Raw genomic sequence first — 18,238 nt, 5'->3', positions numbered from 1 at the left:
CTGGGCATGACGAATCCTCGCGCTGCATTGGCGCCTTATGGTTGATTGATCTAGCTTCGGAAGAGACCGGCATTCAGCCGAGCCAAGGAGTGGTGATGAACAAGATGCAGAAGCAGTTTCTTGAAGAGCACCAGCGCCTGATTGCGGACTTCAAGGCGAAGTCCGACGCTCTAGGTGAGCTTGGGGAGAATGGCAGCGACGACCCTGATCTTGAGCAGAAAGCGAATCAGTTGATGCTGGAGATGACGGAGGCCAATGAGAGAATCAACAATCACATGCCGCCGGTCTCCTGGCTCACCTCGTTGCTCTTTAAGCTCCGGGGGCGCCTGACTGGCTAGCAGTAGAGGCGCAATGGCATGGAGTGGGGTAGGTTCGGATGGCCCGGTATGGGGCCGGATCAAGGAGAGATGAATGACTGGTAACCCAGGGGCAAGGCGCTTGATGCCATCTACGAAAAGGCTGAGCGCCTTCTTGCGCTGCCAGAAGGCCAGCGGAACGTTGAGGCTGAAGGTGCATTCGAGTTGATATCTGCTCTCGCCCGATAAAAGCACGACATCCGAAGTGTGGATGAGATCAAGAAGGCGGGCGGGTAGGTCATCGCTCAGCCTCCCGACCCCATGTATGCCCTCACAAAGAGCGTTGCCGCGTCTGCGTTGAGTGCATTCCCGATGGCATGCAGCTGATCCATGCACTCGGTAAGCCCATCGTCCACGCGGCGAACGAGGGGTTGAGGCCAACGATCTCCTGGCTGGAACGGAGCGTTGGCGATAGCGCGCATATCCTCTGGGCCACCCCATCCCCACGGTCCAGTCGGGTCAGAACCGGGCCTGGCGGCTGTCCTTCCATACGCGCGCCGAGACGCTGGGCAGCAAAGTAGATCCGCCGTCTTTCGATTGGCGCCCCGGCAAGGTCAGCACCAAAACGCACCGCCCCAGGGCGTAACCTTCCGTCTCCATGTCGGCATAGTTTCGGTCGCGCCATTGCTTCTTGATAGCGTCACCAACTTGCTCGCCAAGGACTTCTGCAGGCTGTCGCTCTTGGATGAGGTGGAACCAGTCAGGCCTTAGGTCCCGCTCATCAGTGAACCCGAGTCCTTTGCCTGCCTTGGAGTAAGGCTGGCACGGACAAGACCCAGTCCAGACAGGAAGCTCATCTGGCCATTCGGCGCGACGTAGAGCGAGAGACCAGATGCCGATGCCGGCGAAGAAGTGGCACTGGGTATAGGGTTTGAGGTCATCGGGGTGGACATCCTTGATGGATCGGTCGTCGAGATCGCCAGGCGCTATGTGGCCGCCGGCTATCAGGTTGCGCAGGGTCTGGGCGGCGTGCGGGTTGATCTCATTGTAATAGGCGCGCGCGGCAGTCATTCCGAAAGCCGCTCCTTGCTTGGATCGAACTTTCTCCGACCGAACTTCGGCACCTTGGTCTTCTTGTTGATGATCGGGTTGCCCTTCTCATCGGTGAGCATGACCCTCGACTTGATGTGTAGGTCCCGGCACTTCAGCGTCTTGCGGACTACCTGGATGAACTGCTCGGCGAACTTAGCGGTATAGAGCAGCGGCCCGAGCTGCTTGGTTTTAGTGCTCGCCATGACCTGGTCTGCTGTTTTCTCGCACAGGGCGAGCCACTCGGTCATCGGGATCGGCTGCTCACCGAGAGGGGGGGGCGCCGACTGGTCTTGATGGAGTTGCGGGCATCACACAGCGCCATGTCGCGCGTCATGCCGAACACTGCAAACGTACTCATAGCGACATCTACTTGTTTGATTGGTCGTAGTAGCTGCGTCAGTCGCGGTAGCTGAAGCAGAGGGTTCCGGGGCGGCAGAGCCAGGCCATGCTTAGCGGCCCGCCCCGGAGCAGGAAGTTGATCTTGCGAGCCGAGGGTCGCGGACGACACAGGCGCGGGCGATTCAGCGACACCCGCTTGATGCGCGGAATCGATGTGGGCTTCATGGTTTCTCCAGGTAGAGCGCTGCCGCGCCGCTGTCGTAGACTCGGCGATCTTTTGCGCTGCCTAGGGATGGTGGTGATGCGGTTCGTGAAGGCGTTTTTGCTGCTCAGCACGCTGGTCTTCTGCGCAGTGCTGATCGGTGGCGTCGGTGGTGTTCTGATGAAGCAGTTTCCCAGGGCGGTGTTCAGCTCTGATGAGGAGAGAGTCGCCTTCGTGGCGAAGCTGGATGCCGGCTTAAAAAATGGTGGAGCTGCGATGGAAGAAGCCAAGCGGCTGAACGACGAATTCAGCGCCAAGGTTGAGTTGCGCCAAAGAGCAGTGCTCTGGGGGCAAATCTTCGCCTATACCCTCGTTGTTCTGACGGCGACACTGCTCTATCTCCGTTTCACACTGAAAAGTAACTGAGTACCGCCGCGCCGCACTTAGGAAACGTCCTATTGCGACACGGGGTGCTGGTCGTCAGGGTTCCCGCTCCAACCAAGGAGCGGACTTATATGAAGGTGTGGTTCAGGGCGATGGGGCTTGCTGTTGTGGTGCTCAGCACGAATGGCTGTGCGAGTTCGTTGGGGCACATGTTCGGTCCATGCCCCTATGTGGGGGTTCAGCTGGACGCGAAATCTTGGGATGTTGCCGGCCCTCTGATCTTCCTTGATATGCCGTTCTCCGCTGTCATGGACACAGTGCTGTTGCCTCTCGACTTGGCCACTGGAAACAGCTGTAGCGGTTGGTAGAGCGCCGTCGCGCCGCGAGTGCAGCGGATGGCTGATTCATTGCTGAATGCGGTAGATTCGGTGGGCGCGACAAGGTGTCTAGCGCAAAGGGGAAGGACCATGACTACGCAGGCGATTGTTATAGAGCTCATCAAGATCGTAGATAGCGATGCTCCGATTGAGGTCAGAGCTGCAGCGGTTACTGGGCTAGGGCATGAAGGAAGCGTTCAGGCTTTTGCCAAGGTGACGCAAGTTCTGGGCAGCGATGCTCCGCTGGAACTTCGGGTGGCAGCTGCTGAGGGCTTAGGCTTCATCGGTAATGAGGCCGCATCGGTGAAGCTTGTTCTCATGGCTGCCGATGAATCGCTTCCGCTGGAGCTGCGCACTGCAGCTGCGATAGCTGCTGGTCGAGCAATCCGACTTAGTCGATCTCTCGATTCTGTCATCGAGTCTTAAGCCTTGATCCGGTCGAGGTGTTCAGCCTCTTGCCTGCCGAGCCTTTCGAGCTGGCGCGCCATGCATTCTGATGGTGCGAAATCGTGGCGCGGGATGGCGAGGAGGGGAGCTGAACCATCCAGACCCAGGTCATGGGCATGCATGATCAGCAGTTGTATCGCCTCTGCCTGCTCCTCGATGCCATGCCAGCGCATCAGCTCGGCGAAATCCTTCCTCGGCCCAGGGCGTAGCCTGTGGCGCAACAGTTCGTCGCACGCATCGCCGGCAGGGCTTCGGTTGAAGAACTTCGCGGAGGCCGCTTCGCCGAGGGCATGTGTGTTCAGGATGAGCAACTGCACTGCTTCACTCAGCCCGAACAGGCCATGCCAGAGCATCAGGTTCTCCAACATCGCCCGAGTACAATGGCGCAGCTCCGTCTCGTCCAGGCGCTGGCGCTTCGCCGCTGCGGCCGCTGAGCATTCTTGCTGAGACTTGGCCACCAGCTGGACCTCCCGAGCGGAATGCCGAACTGCTTGGCCACGCTTCGGATCATGCTGTGGCTGACATCGAACAAGGCCGCGTAGGCGATGCATCCCTTGCTGGCGCGAGGGCGCAGCCGATTGGCCAACTCCTCGCGCTGGCGGTAGGCGCGCTCAGCATAGGCTCGGTTCTTTTTGACGACGGTGCCGCGACAGCTGATCAGAACCAGCCCATTAGCGCCTCGGCTCTTGATCGGCGCAAGCGCTACGGCCTCCGGCCCAGTCCGAGCTGGGCGCGGCTTCGGGAGGAAGCCATCGAGCTGGTCGATTTCGCCGCCGGCATCCAGGACGGCCGCCACGGCATCAGCCAGGTAGGCCCGCGCATTGTTCCGAGTTGCAACCGTTGGCAGGTTAAGGGTGGTTGCGTGTTCCATCAGCCTTCCCCGCCTATATCATCCCGCTTGCGGATGGTCAGGCGCTCGGCGTAGGCCAGGGCCTCACCGTAGGAGCAGCGGAAGCCGGCGGTCTTCGCGGTGGCGGCGTCGATGATGTGGAAGAAGCCGCGACCAGTCGGGCGGATCTGATAGGCCGGCTTCTCCACCACCAGAGTGCGGCGCTCTTCGAAGGCGGCGCGCGCGGCGGCGGTCAGCAGGAGCAGCTCGGCCAGCTGCGGGCGAATGTTCAGCTGTTGCATGGCGATCACCTCGTCTGGGTGGTGGCTTCCTTTGGGCAGCACTCTTGCGCGCGGCTAAGCGCCGGTGGGCGCCGCGGAGGAGTGCTCTCGAAAGGGATCAATGCGGGACGTGAAGTAGCTGGCGACACCGCGCGACCTTAAGTACGCGAGATGTCCGCGGATCTGCTTGAATGCGGTGATCTATCTGGTGAGGGAGCACCATGAGAAAAGTGAGCTTGTCCGTCTTGGCGACAGTGGCATTCGGGCTTAGCTGCTATCAGCAAGCGGCATCTGCCTTTGATTTTCAGGGAGAGTATTCCGTGCCCCAGGAAGTGCCTGTGGGCGGCTACGGTTCAACCGAGCGAGTTCAGGCCCAAAACACTCTGGTAATCGAGAGCCTTCAACCTGGAAGAGTGCGCTACTACTTCGAGAGCGTTTACGTGAATGGCCATACGTGCCGTTCCTATGGGGAGGCCGTTGCGGACGGAGCAGACGCCTACGTGCATCGATACCCTGAGAGCTCGTGTGTGGTCAGGCTTGAGCATGTAGTTGGTAGTGGAGACGAAGTGATCAGAGTCATTGATGTGGGAGACCACTGCCGAGTGAATGTCTGCGCTGAAAGTGGCAGCTTCTCTGGAGGGGAGGTATTCCCTGTGTCGTCTCGCAAGGCGCTGACGAAGCCTGCAATTCCTCCCTGGTGAGTGGAAAGCCCAGTTAGGGCTGGGCTTTCCGGTCTCACATCCGCCTCCGTATGTGAGTGTTTCGCGGCACGCCCGGCTTGTTGCCGAACTACCAGGGCTGTTGGTTACATGGCGGCATCCTCCTACTAATCGCCCGTGTGGAGGGCGCGGGCACCATTGGTCCATTCCTCGCCAGCGCGCTGGGCTGCATCGAGGCTTTCGAAGTTATCGGTGTCAGGGGTAAGGCCGCTGCCCGGCTGCCAGCGGCTGAGTACGTGCAGCGTCTTGGCGTAGCTGCTGACCGTCGCCCAGCGCCGGGTACCTGGAGTGCCAAAGCGGCTGACGTGCTGGAAGGGCTGCGTCCAGGCCAGGGCGTTCATTGCTTGCGTGGTCATCTTCTTTCCATCCCGCTCAGCGCGTGCTCAGCTTCGCGTGTTCCCTGCCACCAAGGAGAAGCTGGTGGCCAGGGTGTGGATGAAGGACGAGTCGGTGAAGGCTGAGTCTGCCACGCGCTGGCTTACTCCTGATATCTACGGCGGCGACCGCCAGACCAAACGGGCAGAGCGGCAATTGCGCGAGTGCGGCATCTTGCCCAAGGGGAAGTACGCTGTGCCCAGGGTAGGGACCAAGCTGGACAAGTACGGCTCTGCGTGCGGGGTTCTTCGTTCTGGAAGCATGATGCAACCAGTCTGCGCGCCGCTGCGGATAGTCCGTGATGACAGAAAGCGTCCCTTCTCTATAGTGCGTGCACGAACATCAATGACGGAGCCAGCCCCATTGGGAACAAGGCTTGCTTTCAGGGTGTCATCGACGAAATGTCGATCGTCAACTCTGCGTTGAGTAACGCGGGCGTACTGGCTCATGCGTACGGCGCTGGCTTAGCATGATTCTCCGGCCTTCCCAAGCTGGCCGTGATCACCTTAAAGTCGACGCCTTCAATGCACGGAGTCTGATATGGAATGGTCGAAGGGCAGCGCTGAGCGAGTGAATTTCTGCCCTGCTTGCGGGAGTGACTCTGCTACAGCTGACTACTCCAGAAGGGATGACTTCTTGAGGATTCCGGATATATGGGGCTATTCGAGATGTGGCGATTGTTCATCGGTCTTTCTAGCGGTTCGTCCTGACGCTTCCTCTATCTATCTCGCCTATGAAGAGTATCCCACCCACAATGATGCATTTGGCAGTCTCGGGCTCTCGGAGGATGGCTTCATATGGGGGCTGATTCGCGATTACCTCTATCGGCGGTTTGGGGTGGAAACCTCGGCAAGAAGGCTGGTTGGCGGTAAGTTTATTTTCTCGATGATTGGGCCATTGCGCCTGAAGTTAGATCGATTCGGGCGCCACGTTCACCTGAAGCATGGTGACAGGGGCAGCCTGAAGCTCATGGATGTTGGCTGTGGAAATGGTGAGTTCCTTTCTCTAGCTGGCTTGATGGGCCTGAAGGCCAGCGGGATTGATCCAGACGAAAAGGCTGTATCTGTAGCCGTCAACAAGGGGTTAGATGTACGCCTTGGAGGATTCGACCTGCTTTCCCGTGAGAATGAAGCCTATGACATCGTCACGATGAACCAGGTCGTGGAGCATGTCTTCGACCAGAGAGAACTGCTTTCAAGCTGCTATAGCGCGCTGAGAGAGGATGGATTGCTATGGATGGCCTACCCCAATCCTGAGGCCATTGGTTTGCGTGTGTTCGGAAGCGCTTGGTGCGCGCTTCACCCTCCATACCATATCTGCCTAACCAGCCAGGGCCAGATGCGCAAAATTCTGGCGGAAGCCGGTTTCCGCGACATCAAGGTTCATCGCCGCGGTATCCACGCAAAGGCACATTGGAGGGACAGCGCCGCGATCTCCGAAGCGCACCAGATTCCTATCCCTTCAAGTCTCGCCAGGCGAGTCTCCCGGACTATCTGCGACCTCCTGGCGGCGTTGACGCCGAGGTGGTCGGAAGAAGTCGTTATCACAGCCAGAAAGCCCTGAACCCAACTCCATGAACAGCCCGCCGGGTGTGGGCTTTTTTGTGCCTGGAGAAAACCATGGACCTCAGTACAGTGCGCCGCTCGATCATCGAGCCGGCGCTGCTGCTGCCCGCGAAAATGGAAAGCCCGCAGGCGGTCGCCATGTTCTGGCCATCGGGCTGCAGGAGTCGTGTTTCGAGTACCGCCGCCAGATGGGCAACGGCCCGGCGAGGTCGTTTTGGCCGGCCGAGCAGGGCGGGGGCATGGTCACCGACCTGCTGCGCTACCGCGTGCAAGCCATCCGCAACCAGGCCACCGGCTTGTGCGCCGTGCGTGGCGTAGCGCCGGCCGCGCCGGATGTGTGGAACGTCATCGAGCACGACGACATCTTCGCCGCCGGCCTGGCGCGCCTGCTGCTGTACACCGACCCGGCCCGCCTGCCCGAGTTGGGCAAGGAGTCGGCGGCCTGAGACCTGCACCTGAGAATCTGGCAACCTGGGGCCCGCGGTGGAGGTGCCAACTTGGACGACGGCGTCGCTGCAGAAAGGCGATAGCCGGCAAACCAAGGTGCGCGCGCTGCTGGCTGAGCTGGAGCAGCGGAAGGGTTACGAGATGTAGCTGCTGGCGGTAGTCTCAGCGTGTCAATGACAGTGAAGCATTTCGAATTCCCACCGAAGGTCGAACGTCTTCGACTGAACTCCAACAGCCAAGGGGCTGGGTGGCTCAATGCCTGCAGTTGGGCCGATGGGCTATTTGCCGAAGGACTCTGGCAGGTGTAGGAAATGGCGGTGCCTTATGTAGGCGCACGCCGGAAACAAGTTGAAAGTGCTACAGCGGCGCAGGACTGTGCCAGTGTCTAAGGCGAATCTTTGGCGCGTACAGGTAGCCGTATGACTCAACTTTTACCAAGTGGTAAACAGCATTTTAATGATAATTATGGTAACCCTTTGATCGGCGGGTTTGTATTTCATTACCACCTTGGAACCGATAAGTTAAAGGACACATTTCAAGATGCGAACCTCGCAATTTTAAACCAAAATCCGATACAGCTAAATGAACGAGGTGAAGCTTCTATATATGGCAGTGGGGCATATAGGCAGGTTTTAAGGAGTGCGAAGGGAGAGTTGATTTGGGATCAAGCTATAGTCGACCCGCTGGAGGGTATAGGGAAGTGGGTTCGGCAATCTTTGGCTGGATCTATTGATTCGTTCGTTACTGCGCTCGACTCGCTGAGTGTGGACGTATGGGAGTCCGAAAATTTAGTAGTTTCTCGTCCCTCCTTAGATCCAGCGACTTGGGACTGGACGCCGGCAATCTACGCTGCTTTGGCTGTTTTGAAATCCGCGGGTGGGGGCGTCTTGCGCTTTGGTCGACCTGGTATTTATTTTTCTGATCGAATCGTTATTCCGCGCTTCGTTATAATCGATGGTGAAGGTACGGCCCGCGTCGAACTAAAGCAGTTGCCAGGAAGTAACAAGGATTTCATTGTATCTGAAAACTTCACTGTCTTGACAGGAAGTGCATTGACCGTCAACGACCCTCGTGTCCCATCGTGGTTCGGATTAAGAGATATACGAGTTGACGGGAATAAATCTCAAAACAGTAGCGGTCGCGGAGTCGCATTCTACGGGCCGGCTCAGTTGATTCTTGGTGTCGTTCGGGTGGCTAATTGCGCCGGAGACGGTATCTATACTGAATATGCTGCTGCGGCAAGTGCAGTCAGTTGGACTGGGCAGGAAGAAGGGCGCTTTGATAACGTAATTTCGATGGATAATTTGGGGGCGGGCTGGCGCAGTCGAGGTCCGCATAATAGCGTCGCTCATAGTATTATTTGTGGTCGAAACGGTGAGTGGGGCTTTGTGACGGAAGAGAAGTCTGGCGTCTACAGTGGTGGGTTTGATTACATTGCTCATCTCCATACCTACGCAAATGGAAGAGCAGTGAGTCCAGCAGCCGATTCTGGGTGCAAGATTGGTGCGATTGCCAGGATTGGCGCACTGATTACTGATGGGGATAATCCAGTTTTCACTGCAAATAACCTTCAGATTGGATCGTATCAAGCTTTCAATCTGGGCGGGGAGCGCGAAGGGATTGTTGTAGAGGGTAATGATATTAGCATTCAGTCGATCAACGGACTTGTCTGGTCGGGCAGCTCGGGGCGGACGGGGTAGTTATCTATGGGCAGCGGTTTGATTGTGGGATGCTTAATTTACAAGCCAGCAGTGGTAATAATAGCGGTGTACTAATTAAAGGGAGCGGAGCTCAGATCCGAGGGTTAAAGGTGCGTGGATTTACGGTGGCGGGATGTTTTGGTGTTCGTGTGGCTGCATCAAAGTGCAAGATTAGTGGTGCTGTTGAAAATTGTGCAGTTAATTTTTCCATGGACGCTGGTTCCGCTAATAACTCTATAGATTTAGAGCTTTATTGCAACGTTGGGCAAGTTCAGGTCACTGGTGCAAGCCCAGGGGCAACAGATCGTTTTTCAATTCGAGGTAGTGGGGTAGGAGCAGGTGGAACCTCTACGACCGTCCAGTCGAACCAGATTCCCCTGGATACAACCAGCGTACAGAGCGTGACAGTTCCGCACGGTCTCTTGTACGCGCCGCAGCGTTATCAATGCGTGCCCACGTTACTGACTAGCAGTCCAGATACAACTACCTTTGACGTAGCGTTCTTAAGAATAGTATCGACGGATGCAACCAACGTCACTGTGCAATACCGACTTGCTTCACCCGGGGGCGCGGGAAGCTTGGGCCGAATTGGGCTTGTGGCGTCTGTCTAAATAATGGGCTCAATGAGCTTCGCGCCCTGAAATCTGGAGTTTCCCACATCCGTCGGTACGCGGTAGGCCTTGCGGTCCTGCAGCGCCAGAGCGATGGTGTCGTACGCCAACTCCAGCGGGGTGCCAGGCGACAGCCAGGTCTTCCACTACTCCTGCGCGAGAATGACCGGCATCCGGTCGTGGATGGCTGATACGAGACCCTTGGCCTCCTTGGTAAGCAGCGCGCAGGAGGTGATCGGCTCACTCTCCGGCGGTGACCAGGTTGGCCATATCCCGGCGATCGCCAGCACGTCGTCTGTGGCGTGGTGGTAGTAGGGCTGGTGCCTGTCTTTTTCCTGCCTTGTTCCTCACCGTCTCCTTCTCGTTCCACTCATGCCAACCGGCCGCCGGCATCAGGCAGCGCCGGTGCCGAATTGCGTCCCGCCACATAGGCTTTGTCGGCGCTTCCTCGCTCCGTGCGTTTGGCGGCTTCTCCTTTTTCCACCAGAACGGGATCAGCCCCCAGCCGGCGGCACGACCTCCTGCTCTCCCGCCTCGTTCAGGAGCTCCATCGGCACCTGGCTAGTCGGCGCGACGTTGTAAGCGCGATCAATCCAGCGTCCGGAGTTCCCCCGCCCGATATGCCAGTAGCGTTCCATAGCCGCTTCCTCTGGCGTCACGTTCCGTCCGCACATCCCTCAGCCTCCAGAATATGGCCAGCACTTGTCGCCGGCACCGGCCGCAATCACTTCCCGCAGCTCGAATAGTTCCTGGCCGTTGACATGATCTGCAGGCCCTCGACGTCGCCCGCGTACTTTCGGTCGAATCGGCCAACGCGCAGGTACAGCTTCGGCGGTTGCCCGTCGATGTTGCCGAGAAGTTTCAGTTGCAGGTCCTGGTAGTGTCCTTCGGTTCTGATCGAGCCGACTACCTCGCCATTCATCAAGACATGCTAGTAGCAGCCTGGGCACCAGTGAGTTTCCCGGGTGATGTTGTGCTCGACACTCCAGGAGTAGGCGCGAGCGCATGGGTGACCATCTCCTGGCGCTCTGACAGGCAGATCAGCCCGAGCTGGTAGGCCTCCGCCTGAGCCAGCAGATAGTGGTAGTGGTCGTCAGTCCGGTAGAGGAAGGCGATGCGGTCGCGCACCCCAGTCTCCCATCGCGACTTCAGCAGGCGCCGTTCATCTTCGTGTTCGGTGTAATACATGTTCCGCCTACCGAGTCAGGGGAGGGGAAGGATGCTGTATGAATGTGCAGATTAAAGGTGGGGCGACGAGGGGGCAGGGTCGGCCGGTTCGCGCTAGACAAGAACTCTTAATCCAGAGGGGGGCAGACCCCTGCGAAACTATCTTGTCTGCTGGTGATCGGTAGGTCGGATGGTTCTGGTGATACTGAGGGAAGGGGATGGCGCGCCCAGGACGGGCAAGGCGGGAGAATTCTGGTCCGCAATGAATTTTGATTCCTTGCCACGCGTGGCCCAGAAGGGTGCCTTGAGAATTCGGTCGCGGACCCGAAAGCTACTTAAGTTCCTCATACATAAAGGAAGGGCGAGTGAATTAAAATCTCTCGCTCTTTGGGCGTGCCGGTTCGAGTCCGGCTCCGGGAACCATTTCCCATATCCCCGAATCATTGCAGTTTGCATGTCTGAATCGAGGTGAGCGCCACACATGAAAAACCCGGCCTAGGCCGGGTTCTTCATTTTCAGCGATTCAGGCGCCGATGTGTGCCATCGAGCGCAGCTTTGCGCCGGCCTTGACGATGCGGCGCTGGCGCAGGGGGCCGCTGGCCTCATAAAAATTCTGCAGCGGTACTTCTTCCTTGAAGTGATCGGCGTCGTGCTCCTGCAGGGGGCCGTATTCGGTTGCCAGATCGCGGCGGATGCGACCTACCAGGCTGGTCAGCAGCTCTTCGTTGCGTTGTTCTTCCAGTCGCACCACCCGACAGGCGATGTGTTCACCCGCTTCCTTGCTCAGCGTCATGATCAGGTTGCCGTCCGGTCGAGCGGTGAAACTCACTTCGAAATCGGAAAAGACCTGGCAGAGATATTGGGCGGCAGGCAGGCGGTCGATTGGCATGGCGTCGTCCTCGGCAATGTGTGGGCGGATTCATCCCTTTCATTGCAGGGTGCGTACCAATCTCGGGTAAATTAAAAATCCTTTAAAATCAAATACTTAAAAATATTCCACGCCTCGCTTTCCATGCAGCCTGCAAGGTGTGGCGCAAATGCAATGGCATTTTGCACGATGGCGATTCTAGTGCGGGAGGAGGTGACGCCTTGGTGAAGCGGTTTTTGCCTTGTGCTTGAACTTCTGCATGCGGGCGCGGCGCATGGGTACGCGCAGGATGGCCCACAGCGTAACCAGTGCCAGCAGGACCCAGCCGAGAATCATGAGTGTGACGAACGTGCCTGGATTCATCTTGATATCCTCACCCCTCCCTAAGGGTAGTCCACCGCCAAGGGCGTACTGTCCTTTCGGTTGAGCGGCAATCTCTGCGTAGGTTCCATTCAATGGCTTGCCGGGCTGGCAGGCATCTGATATCTGTATGCATATACAGTATTCGGAGAAGGGTCATGCAACAAGCCATTCTGGATGTCCAAGATGTGATGCGCTCGGGCGCAAGCGCTGCGGCCACCGCAGTGCTTCTGCATACCTACATAGTCCGTGCGTGTGGCGAAGAGATGACGCAGGCGGGCATTCACGACAGCGACCTGTTGCTGGTCGACCGTGCCGAATTGGCGGCGCCGGGTGAGATCGTGGTGGCGGCACTGAACGGTGAGGCGCTGATTCGCCGGCTCGCCATCATCGATGGCTGTTTCGCTCTCCAGGCAGCGAGCGATGGCTTTCCCACCTTGAAGGTCGAGGAGGGGGATGAGCTGTCGATCTGGGGCGTGGTGCGGCAGCGGCTTTGCGGGAGCGAAGTGGCGCAAATAACCAGAGCGTAGAAAGGGCGCGGGCGGGACCGGGATGCTGACCATTTGCCAGTAAGTTCGAGAACTAAATCGGCAATCCGGTGGTCAGATGCGCGTGTCATCGGTTGCAAGTGCGCGGAAGTGTCGTGCAGCTTGCAATCCGGGGCATTGTAAGGCGGACGCAGCCTGATTAGACTGCGCGCAACTCGCACCCCTGTCCCTCTCGAAGGACTCCCATGATCAAGAAATGTCTGTTCCCGGCCGCCGGCTACGGTACCCGCTTCCTCCCGGCCACCAAGGCCATGCCCAAGGAAATGCTGCCGGTGGTGAACAAGCCGCTGATCCAGTATGCCGTTGAAGAGGCGCTGGAAGCCGGTCTCGGCGAAATCGGTATCGTCACTGGCCGCGGCAAGCGCTCGCTCGAAGACCACTTCGACATCAGCTATGAGCTGGAGCACCAGATTCGCAACACCGACAAGGAAAAGTACCTGGTCGGTATTCGTCGCCTGATCGACGAGTGCACCTTCTCCTACACCCGCCAGGTTGAAATGAAGGGCCTGGGTCACGCGATCCTGACCGGCCGCCCGCTGATCGGCGACGAGCCCTTCGCTGTCGTGCTGGCGGACGACCTGTGCCTGAACCTGGAAGGCGACAGTGTCCTCAAGCAGATGGTCAAGCTGTACAACCAGTTCCGCTGCTCCATCGTGGCAATCCAGGAAGTGCCGCCGGAAGAGACCAACAAGTATGGTGTGATCGCCGGCGAGATGATCCGCGACGACATCTACCGCGTGAACACCATGGTCGAGAAGCCCAAGCCCGAGGATGCCCCGTCGAACCTGGCGATCATCGGCCGCTATATCCTGACTCCGGATATCTTCGACCTGATCGAGCAGACCGAGCCGGGCAAGGGGGGGGAAATCCAGATCACCGATGCTCTGATGAAGCAGGCCCAGGACGGTTGTGTACTGGCCTACAAATTCAAGGGCAAGCGCTTCGACTGCGGTAGCGCCGAGGGTTACATCGAGGCGACCAACTTCTGCTACGAGCACCTCTACAAGACTGGCAAGGCCTGGTAACTCCGGACCTTTCCGCTCTTTGAAAAAGCCACCTTCGGGTGGCTTTTTCGTTTGTGCGGCCGGGCATCACATCGAACGCGGGATTGGCATGGCCTCCGATCCCGGCCCGAGTGGCTGCCCATAACTGAACTCGACGTAGTTGCCCGCCGGGTCGCGCAGTCCACAGTAATAACCCACCGGGTAAGGCTCTTCCCGGGGAGCCCAGATCAGGCAGCCGGCCGACTGGGCATCCCTGGCGATACGGTCGACTTCCTCGTGGCTGTCCACCGCGAAGCCGAAGTGGCTGTAGTCATCGCAGGCCAGGTGTCGCGCCTGTCCGCCAGGCATGATGACGAAGATGAAGCTGTGCTCCTTGCCGGACTCCGCCATCCAGACAATGCGTGAGCCCTTGCCTTCGCGCTGGTGGATGATGCGCATACCGCAGAAGCGCTCGTAAAACGCTATGCAGGCCTCAAGATCAGGTACATGCAGGGCCAGGTGGGTCAGGGATGGGCGCATGGCGAATGCTCCTTTGGCAGCGGCTGATGGCAGGATAGGTCAGGCGCCATGAGGTATGCTGCCTGACATATCCAAGCGGAGATCCATGATGTCTTTCGATTTCGACCTGTTCGTCATCGGTGCGGGTTCCGGCGGTGTGCGTGCTGCGCGCTTTGCCGCGGGCTTTGGCGCCAAGGTGGCTGTGGCGGAAAGCCGCTACCTGGGCGGTACCTGCGTCAACGTCGGTTGCGTGCCGAAGAAGCTGCTGGTGTACGGGGCGCATTTCCATGAGGACTTCGAGCAGGCTGCCGGCTTTGGCTGGACCCTGGGCGAAGCGAAGTTCGACTGGCCGACCCTGATCGCCAACAAGAATCGCGAGATCCATCGCCTCAATGGCATCTACCGCAACCTGCTGGTGAACAGCGGCGTCACGCTGCTGGAGGGGCATGCCAGGCTGCAGGATGCGCACACCGTGGAAGTCGACGGCCAGCGTTTCCGCGCCAAGCACATCCTCATTGCCACTGGTGGCTGGCCGCAAGTGCCGGACATTCCCGGCAAGGAGCACGCGATCACTTCCAATGAGGCCTTCTTCCTCAAGGAGCTGCCGCGTCGTGTGCTGGTGGTCGGCGGCGGTTACATCGCCGTGGAGTTCGCCGGCATCTTCCACGGTCTGGGGGCGCAGACTTCGCTGCTGTATCGCAAGGAGCTGTTCCTGCGTGGCTTCGATCGCAGCGTGCGCGAGCACCTGCGCGACGAGCTGACGAAGAAGGGGCTGGACCTGCAGTTCAACAGCGACATCGCGCGCATCGACAAGCAGGCCGACGGCACCCTGGCTGCGACGCTCAAGGATGGTCGCGTGCTGGAGGCGGATTGCGTGTTCTACGCAACCGGCCGCCGTCCGCAACTGGACAACCTGGGCCTGGAGAATGTCTCGGTCGAGCTTGACGATCGTGGTTACATCAAGGTCGATGAGGCCTATCGCACCAGCGAGCCGTCGATCCATGCCATCGGTGATGTGATCGGCCGGGTGCAGTTGACCCCCGTAGCACTGGCTGAAGGCATGGCGCTGGCGCGCAAGCTATTCCGCCCGGAGGAATACCGCCCGGTAGACTGCAAGCTGATTCCCACCGCTGTATTCAGCCTGCCCAACATCGGCACGGTCGGCCTGACTGAAGATGAAGCGCGCAGCGCCGGACACCGGGTGAAGCTGTTCGAGAGCCGTTTCCGTCCGATGAAGCTGACGCTCACTGAGTGCCAGGAACGCACCCTGATGAAGCTGATCGTCGATGCCGACACCGATAAGGTGCTGGGTTGCCATATGGTCGGCCCGGAAGCCGGAGAAATCCTCCAGGGCATCGCCATTGCGCTCAAGGCCGGGGCAACCAAGCGGGTGTTCGATGAAACCATCGGCATTCACCCGACCGCGGCGGAAGAGTTCGTGACGCTGCGTACTCCGCTCGGTGCCTGACGGCGCTGGCGGAAATGAAAAAGCCGGTGCATCCGCACCGGCTTTTTTGTGGGCGGGGCGCCGTCAGTTGGCGCGCTCCAGCGGTGCGTGGCCGTCTTCCTGGCGCTGGGAGTAGCGCTGGGCGAGCACGGCGCAGACCATCAGCTGGATCTGGTGGAACAGCATCAGTGGCAGCAGGATCACACCGACGGTGCTGCTGGCGAACAGCACCGAGGCCATGGGCACGCCGGTGGCCAGGCTCTTCTTCGAGCCGCAGAAGATGATGGTGATCCTGTCTTCCAGGGAGAAGCCCAGCCAGCGCCCCAGCAGGTTGGTGGCGACCAGCGCCAGTGCCAGCAGCACGCAGCAGGCCACGACCAGGCCGGCCAGCGCCGGAAGCGGAACCTGGTGCCACAGGCCCTGAATGACGGCGGCGCTGAAGGCGGTGTAGACCACCAGCAGGATCGATCCCTGGTCCACGTAGCGCAGGACCGGCTTGTTCCGCTCCACCCAGGCGCCGATCCACGGGCGCAGCAGTTGGCCGGCAATGAAGGGCACCAGCAGTTGCAGGGTGATCTTGCCGATGGCGTCCAGCGTCGACATTCCGGTATCGCCATGGGCGCCGATCAGCAGTTGCACGAGCAGCGGCGTGACGAAGACGCCCAGCAGGCTGGAGGCCGATGCGCTGCAGATAGCCGCCGGGATATTGCCCCGTGCCAGCGACGTGAAGGCGATAGCCGATTGCACGGTGGCGGGCAGGGCGCAGAGATAGAGCATGCCCAGGTAAAGGTCCGGGGTTACCAGGGGCGACAGTGCGGGCTTGAGCGCCAGGCCGAGCAGGGGAAAGAGGATGAAGGTGCAGGAGAATATCAGCAGGTGCAGCCGCCAGTGAGTGGCCCCGGCGATGATCGCCTGGCGCGACAGCTTGGCACCGTGAAGGAAGAACAGCAGCGCGATGCCCAGGTTGGTGATCCAGCCGAAAATCACGGCGGCGGTGCCTTCGCAGGGCAGCAGGCTGGCAACGGTCACGGTGGCGATCAGCGCCAGGGTGAAGTTGTCGGGGAGCAGGCGTGGGCGAGCCATGGGCACATCTCTCATCGTTGTTGTGTGTGAAAGACCACGAGGGTCAGGTTCGCACTCTATGCCTGCGAGGATGTGCCGGCTAACGCCAGAAAGTCAGCTTATGTCGCTGAAAGGACAGTTTCTGCTCCCTGCACATGCAGGTCCACTGAGCACACGCTGACCATCCCGCGCATGCGCTGGGCGATCACCTCGGCGCGATAGCGCGGCAGCGTGTTCACGCGCAGGGCGATGTCCAGCCAGTCTTCCCGACGGGAGGATTCCACCTCGGCCGGCACGTGGCCCTGCAGTGCAAACTGGTTCAGCAGGCGACAGAGAATGTCGGCATCGATCTCGGCGCGAATCAGGTAGCGCACGTCGGCGGACACTTCGGTGGGGACGGGGCGGTCTTGTGGGAGCGGGGGGAGTTCGACGAGTTGGAGTGCGGGGAGCGTCATGGCGGCTGGCCGATGCAGGAGAGGTGAAGAATATTCTGCGGGCGCGCCGAAGGAATTATTTGCCTGATTTCTGCAATGGGTGACTTATTTGTGCATTAATAAGTCTTTCTTTCCGATATTTGAGATTTGTATATGCCTATATCGCTGGATGCCCAAGACCGCAGGATCCTCGAGTTACTGCAGGAGGAGGCAACGCTTTCGACGGCCGAGATCGCTGAGCGCATCGGCCTGTCGCAATCGCCATGCTGGCGCCGAATCCAGCGTTTGAAGGATGAGGGTGTGATCCGCAAGCAGGTGACTCTGCTGGATCGCAAGAAGATCGGCCTGAACACCCAGATATTCGCCCAGGTGAAACTCAACGCCCATGGGCGCAATCACCTGACGGATTTTGCGCAGGCCATGCAGGAGTTCCCCGAGGTGCTGGAGTGCCACGTCCTGATGGGCGCGGTCGACTTCATGCTGCGCATCGTGACGGAGGATGTGGAGGCTTACGAGCGCTTCTTCTTCGAGCGACTGTCCCAGGTGCCGGGCGTGCAGGAGATCAACTCCATCGTGGCGCTCTCGGAGATCAAGTCCACCACCACGTTGCCCCTGCCGCGCGGCTGAAAAGGCGCCGGGATACCGGCGCCCAGGGCGGTCAGACGCCGCCGAGATAGTCCATCTTGCCGACTTCCACGCCATTGTGGCGGAGGATGTCGTAGGCCGTGGTGATGTGGAAATAGAAGTTCGGGTTGACGAACCCGAGCAGGAAGTCCGAGCCCTTGAAGCTGACTTCGCGAGTACGCAGCTTCAGCTCGATGGTGCGGTTTTCGGCGCCTTCGAACTGCTCGGGCTTCAGGGACTTGAGGAAGTCGATGGTCTTCGCGATGCGCGCTTGCAGCTCTGCGAAGGTGGTTTCGTCATCGGCGAAGCTCGGCACCTCGACACCGGCCAGGCGCGCGCCGGCGCCTTTGGCGGAGTCGGAGGCTATCTGCACCTGGCGTCCCAGGGCGAACATGTCCGGGGCGAGACGGGCGTTGATCAGGACGGAAGGGTCGATGGACTTGGCTTCGGCATGGGTGGCCGCCTTGGCGAGAATCGCCGAGAGATTGCCGAGCATGCGGATGAAGACGGGAACGGAAGCCTGGTAGATCGAGAGGGACATGCTGCGTACTCCAGACAGATG

27 protein-coding genes and 1 tRNA gene are annotated in these 18,238 nt (G+C 59.4%); 12 read left to right on the top strand and 16 right to left on the bottom strand.

Features of this window, described 5'->3' with window-relative positions; all coding sequences use genetic code 11:
• Window positions 1-95 precede the first annotated feature (95 nt).
• On the top strand, window positions 96-338 hold the full coding sequence (locus RS899_RS12510) for a hypothetical protein (RefSeq protein ID WP_315810099.1): 243 nt from the start codon (window positions 96-98) through the stop codon (window positions 336-338).
• Window positions 339-815: 477 nt separating this feature from the next.
• On the opposite strand, the gene RS899_RS12505 is transcribed toward RS899_RS12510, so the two are convergent.
• From RS899_RS12505 to RS899_RS12495, 3 genes are all read right to left on the bottom strand, one after another.
• Window positions 816-1,367 carry a DNA cytosine methyltransferase gene (locus RS899_RS12505; protein ID WP_315810098.1) on the bottom strand — a complete coding sequence of 184 codons (552 nt, stop codon included), beginning with the start codon at window positions 1,365-1,367 and terminating at the stop codon, window positions 816-818.
• A complete protein-coding gene (locus RS899_RS12500) occupies window positions 1,364-1,636 on the bottom strand; it encodes a hypothetical protein (RefSeq protein ID WP_315810097.1) in 273 nt (90 codons plus the stop codon). The genes RS899_RS12505 and RS899_RS12500 overlap by 4 nt, the downstream gene beginning before the upstream one ends.
• A 148-nt stretch (window positions 1,637-1,784) precedes the next feature.
• On the bottom strand, window positions 1,785-1,952 hold the full coding sequence (locus RS899_RS12495) for a hypothetical protein (RefSeq protein ID WP_315810096.1): 168 nt from the start codon (window positions 1,950-1,952) through the stop codon (window positions 1,785-1,787).
• 76 nt (window positions 1,953-2,028) lie between these two features.
• Here RS899_RS12495 and RS899_RS12490 point away from each other — a divergent pair, with 76 nt between their 5' ends.
• The 3 genes from RS899_RS12490 (at window position 2,029) to RS899_RS12485 (ending at window position 3,116) form a co-directional block, all read left to right on the top strand.
• The gene (locus tag RS899_RS12490; protein ID WP_315810095.1) at window positions 2,029-2,355 is read left to right on the top strand and encodes a hypothetical protein; all 327 of its coding nucleotides are present in this window, start codon (window positions 2,029-2,031) and stop codon (window positions 2,353-2,355) included.
• An 89-nt stretch (window positions 2,356-2,444) separates the two neighbouring features.
• A complete protein-coding gene (locus RS899_RS30830; protein ID WP_409978062.1) occupies window positions 2,445-2,681 on the top strand; it encodes a YceK/YidQ family lipoprotein in 237 nt (78 codons plus the stop codon).
• Window positions 2,682-2,780: 99 nt separating this feature from the next.
• The gene (locus tag RS899_RS12485; protein ID WP_315810094.1) at window positions 2,781-3,116 is read left to right on the top strand and encodes a HEAT repeat domain-containing protein; all 336 of its coding nucleotides are present in this window, start codon (window positions 2,781-2,783) and stop codon (window positions 3,114-3,116) included.
• Here the strand turns inward: RS899_RS12485 and RS899_RS12480 are convergent.
• The 3 genes from RS899_RS12480 to RS899_RS12470 all read right to left on the bottom strand — a co-directional run bounded on the left by RS899_RS12480 (window position 3,113) and on the right by RS899_RS12470 (window position 5,322).
• The gene (locus RS899_RS12480) at window positions 3,113-3,595 is read right to left on the bottom strand and encodes a hypothetical protein (protein WP_315810093.1); all 483 of its coding nucleotides are present in this window, start codon (window positions 3,593-3,595) and stop codon (window positions 3,113-3,115) included. The genes RS899_RS12485 and RS899_RS12480 overlap by 4 nt on opposite strands.
• A gap of 412 nt (window positions 3,596-4,007) precedes the next feature.
• Window positions 4,008-4,268, bottom strand: coding sequence for a hypothetical protein (locus RS899_RS12475; RefSeq protein ID WP_315810092.1), 261 nt, complete (start codon window positions 4,266-4,268; stop codon window positions 4,008-4,010).
• 805 nt (window positions 4,269-5,073) lie between these two features.
• On the bottom strand, window positions 5,074-5,322 hold the full coding sequence (locus RS899_RS12470; protein ID WP_315810091.1) for a hypothetical protein: 249 nt from the start codon (window positions 5,320-5,322) through the stop codon (window positions 5,074-5,076).
• 559 nt (window positions 5,323-5,881) lie between these two features.
• On the opposite strand from RS899_RS12470, the gene RS899_RS12465 reads away from it, so the two are divergent.
• The 3 genes from RS899_RS12465 to RS899_RS12455 all read left to right on the top strand — a co-directional run bounded on the left by RS899_RS12465 (window position 5,882) and on the right by RS899_RS12455 (window position 9,053).
• Entirely contained in the window at window positions 5,882-6,904 is a 1,023-nt protein-coding gene (locus tag RS899_RS12465; RefSeq protein ID WP_315810090.1) for a class I SAM-dependent methyltransferase, read from the top strand.
• Window positions 6,905-7,145: 241 nt separating this feature from the next.
• Window positions 7,146-7,352: a hypothetical protein gene (locus tag RS899_RS12460; protein WP_315810089.1), complete on the top strand. Its 207-nt coding sequence runs from the start codon at window positions 7,146-7,148 to the stop codon at window positions 7,350-7,352.
• A gap of 420 nt (window positions 7,353-7,772) precedes the next feature.
• Window positions 7,773-9,053: a hypothetical protein gene (locus tag RS899_RS12455; protein ID WP_315810088.1), complete on the top strand. Its 1,281-nt coding sequence runs from the start codon at window positions 7,773-7,775 to the stop codon at window positions 9,051-9,053.
• A gap of 757 nt (window positions 9,054-9,810) precedes the next feature.
• Here the strand turns inward: RS899_RS12455 and RS899_RS12450 are convergent.
• From RS899_RS12450 to RS899_RS12430, 5 genes are all read right to left on the bottom strand, one after another.
• Window positions 9,811-9,954, bottom strand: a complete 144-nt coding sequence (locus RS899_RS12450) for an SOS response-associated peptidase family protein (RefSeq protein ID WP_315810087.1) — start codon at window positions 9,952-9,954, stop codon at window positions 9,811-9,813.
• Window positions 9,905-10,159 carry an SOS response-associated peptidase family protein gene (locus RS899_RS12445; RefSeq protein ID WP_315810431.1) on the bottom strand — a complete coding sequence of 85 codons (255 nt, stop codon included), beginning with the start codon at window positions 10,157-10,159 and terminating at the stop codon, window positions 9,905-9,907. Before RS899_RS12445 ends, RS899_RS12450 begins: the two co-directional genes overlap by 50 nt.
• Window positions 10,159-10,302 carry a hypothetical protein gene (locus RS899_RS12440; protein ID WP_315810086.1) on the bottom strand — a complete coding sequence of 48 codons (144 nt, stop codon included), beginning with the start codon at window positions 10,300-10,302 and terminating at the stop codon, window positions 10,159-10,161. The genes RS899_RS12445 and RS899_RS12440 overlap by 1 nt, the downstream gene beginning before the upstream one ends.
• An 86-nt stretch (window positions 10,303-10,388) precedes the next feature.
• A complete protein-coding gene (locus RS899_RS12435; RefSeq protein ID WP_315810085.1) occupies window positions 10,389-10,586 on the bottom strand; it encodes a hypothetical protein in 198 nt (65 codons plus the stop codon).
• Window positions 10,586-10,852 (bottom strand): hypothetical protein, encoded by a 267-nt coding sequence (locus RS899_RS12430; RefSeq protein ID WP_315810084.1) that lies wholly within the window; start codon window positions 10,850-10,852, stop codon window positions 10,586-10,588. The genes RS899_RS12435 and RS899_RS12430 overlap by 1 nt, the downstream gene beginning before the upstream one ends.
• Before the next feature lie 259 nt (window positions 10,853-11,111).
• On the opposite strand from RS899_RS12430, the gene RS899_RS12425 reads away from it, so the two are divergent.
• Window positions 11,112-11,254 (top strand) — tRNA-Leu (locus tag RS899_RS12425).
• A gap of 100 nt (window positions 11,255-11,354) precedes the next feature.
• Here the strand turns inward: RS899_RS12425 and RS899_RS12420 are convergent.
• Window positions 11,355-11,720 carry a DUF3509 domain-containing protein gene (locus tag RS899_RS12420; protein ID WP_233300247.1) on the bottom strand — a complete coding sequence of 122 codons (366 nt, stop codon included), beginning with the start codon at window positions 11,718-11,720 and terminating at the stop codon, window positions 11,355-11,357.
• A gap of 497 nt (window positions 11,721-12,217) precedes the next feature.
• Between RS899_RS12420 and RS899_RS12415 the strand changes: the two genes are divergently transcribed.
• Window positions 12,218-12,589, top strand: a complete 372-nt coding sequence (locus tag RS899_RS12415) for a S24 family peptidase (RefSeq protein WP_315810083.1) — start codon at window positions 12,218-12,220, stop codon at window positions 12,587-12,589.
• 203 nt (window positions 12,590-12,792) lie between these two features.
• On the top strand, window positions 12,793-13,632 hold the full coding sequence (gene galU / locus RS899_RS12410) for a UTP--glucose-1-phosphate uridylyltransferase GalU (RefSeq protein ID WP_024767166.1): 840 nt from the start codon (window positions 12,793-12,795) through the stop codon (window positions 13,630-13,632).
• 66 nt (window positions 13,633-13,698) lie between these two features.
• Here the strand turns inward: galU and RS899_RS12405 are convergent, their stop codons facing one another.
• On the bottom strand, window positions 13,699-14,130 hold the full coding sequence (locus tag RS899_RS12405) for a VOC family protein (protein ID WP_054909412.1): 432 nt from the start codon (window positions 14,128-14,130) through the stop codon (window positions 13,699-13,701).
• An 88-nt stretch (window positions 14,131-14,218) separates the two neighbouring features.
• On the opposite strand from RS899_RS12405, the gene gorA reads away from it, so the two are divergent.
• On the top strand, window positions 14,219-15,577 hold the full coding sequence (gene gorA / locus RS899_RS12400; RefSeq protein WP_315810430.1) for a glutathione-disulfide reductase: 1,359 nt from the start codon (window positions 14,219-14,221) through the stop codon (window positions 15,575-15,577).
• 63 nt (window positions 15,578-15,640) lie between these two features.
• On the opposite strand, the gene RS899_RS12395 is transcribed toward gorA, so the two are convergent.
• A complete protein-coding gene (locus RS899_RS12395; protein WP_054909410.1) occupies window positions 15,641-16,639 on the bottom strand; it encodes a bile acid:sodium symporter family protein in 999 nt (332 codons plus the stop codon).
• A gap of 98 nt (window positions 16,640-16,737) precedes the next feature.
• Entirely contained in the window at window positions 16,738-16,992 is a 255-nt protein-coding gene (locus RS899_RS12390) for a hypothetical protein (RefSeq protein WP_064979825.1), read from the bottom strand.
• A gap of 213 nt (window positions 16,993-17,205) precedes the next feature.
• Between RS899_RS12390 and RS899_RS12385 the strand changes: the two genes are divergently transcribed.
• Window positions 17,206-17,679: an Lrp/AsnC family transcriptional regulator gene (locus RS899_RS12385; RefSeq protein ID WP_037009888.1), complete on the top strand. Its 474-nt coding sequence runs from the start codon at window positions 17,206-17,208 to the stop codon at window positions 17,677-17,679.
• A 31-nt stretch (window positions 17,680-17,710) separates the two neighbouring features.
• On the opposite strand, the gene RS899_RS12380 is transcribed toward RS899_RS12385, so the two are convergent.
• Entirely contained in the window at window positions 17,711-18,217 is a 507-nt protein-coding gene (locus RS899_RS12380) for a DUF1993 domain-containing protein (protein ID WP_024767171.1), read from the bottom strand.
• Between the last annotated feature and the right edge of the window lie 21 nt (window positions 18,218-18,238).

This window comes from Pseudomonas sp. C9-3 (genome assembly GCF_032392015.1).
Taxonomy (GTDB): domain Bacteria; phylum Pseudomonadota; class Gammaproteobacteria; order Pseudomonadales; family Pseudomonadaceae; genus Pseudomonas; species Pseudomonas nitroreducens.
Note: the sequence above shows the minus strand (reverse complement) of the source record. Positions and strands in the feature narration are given on the sequence as shown.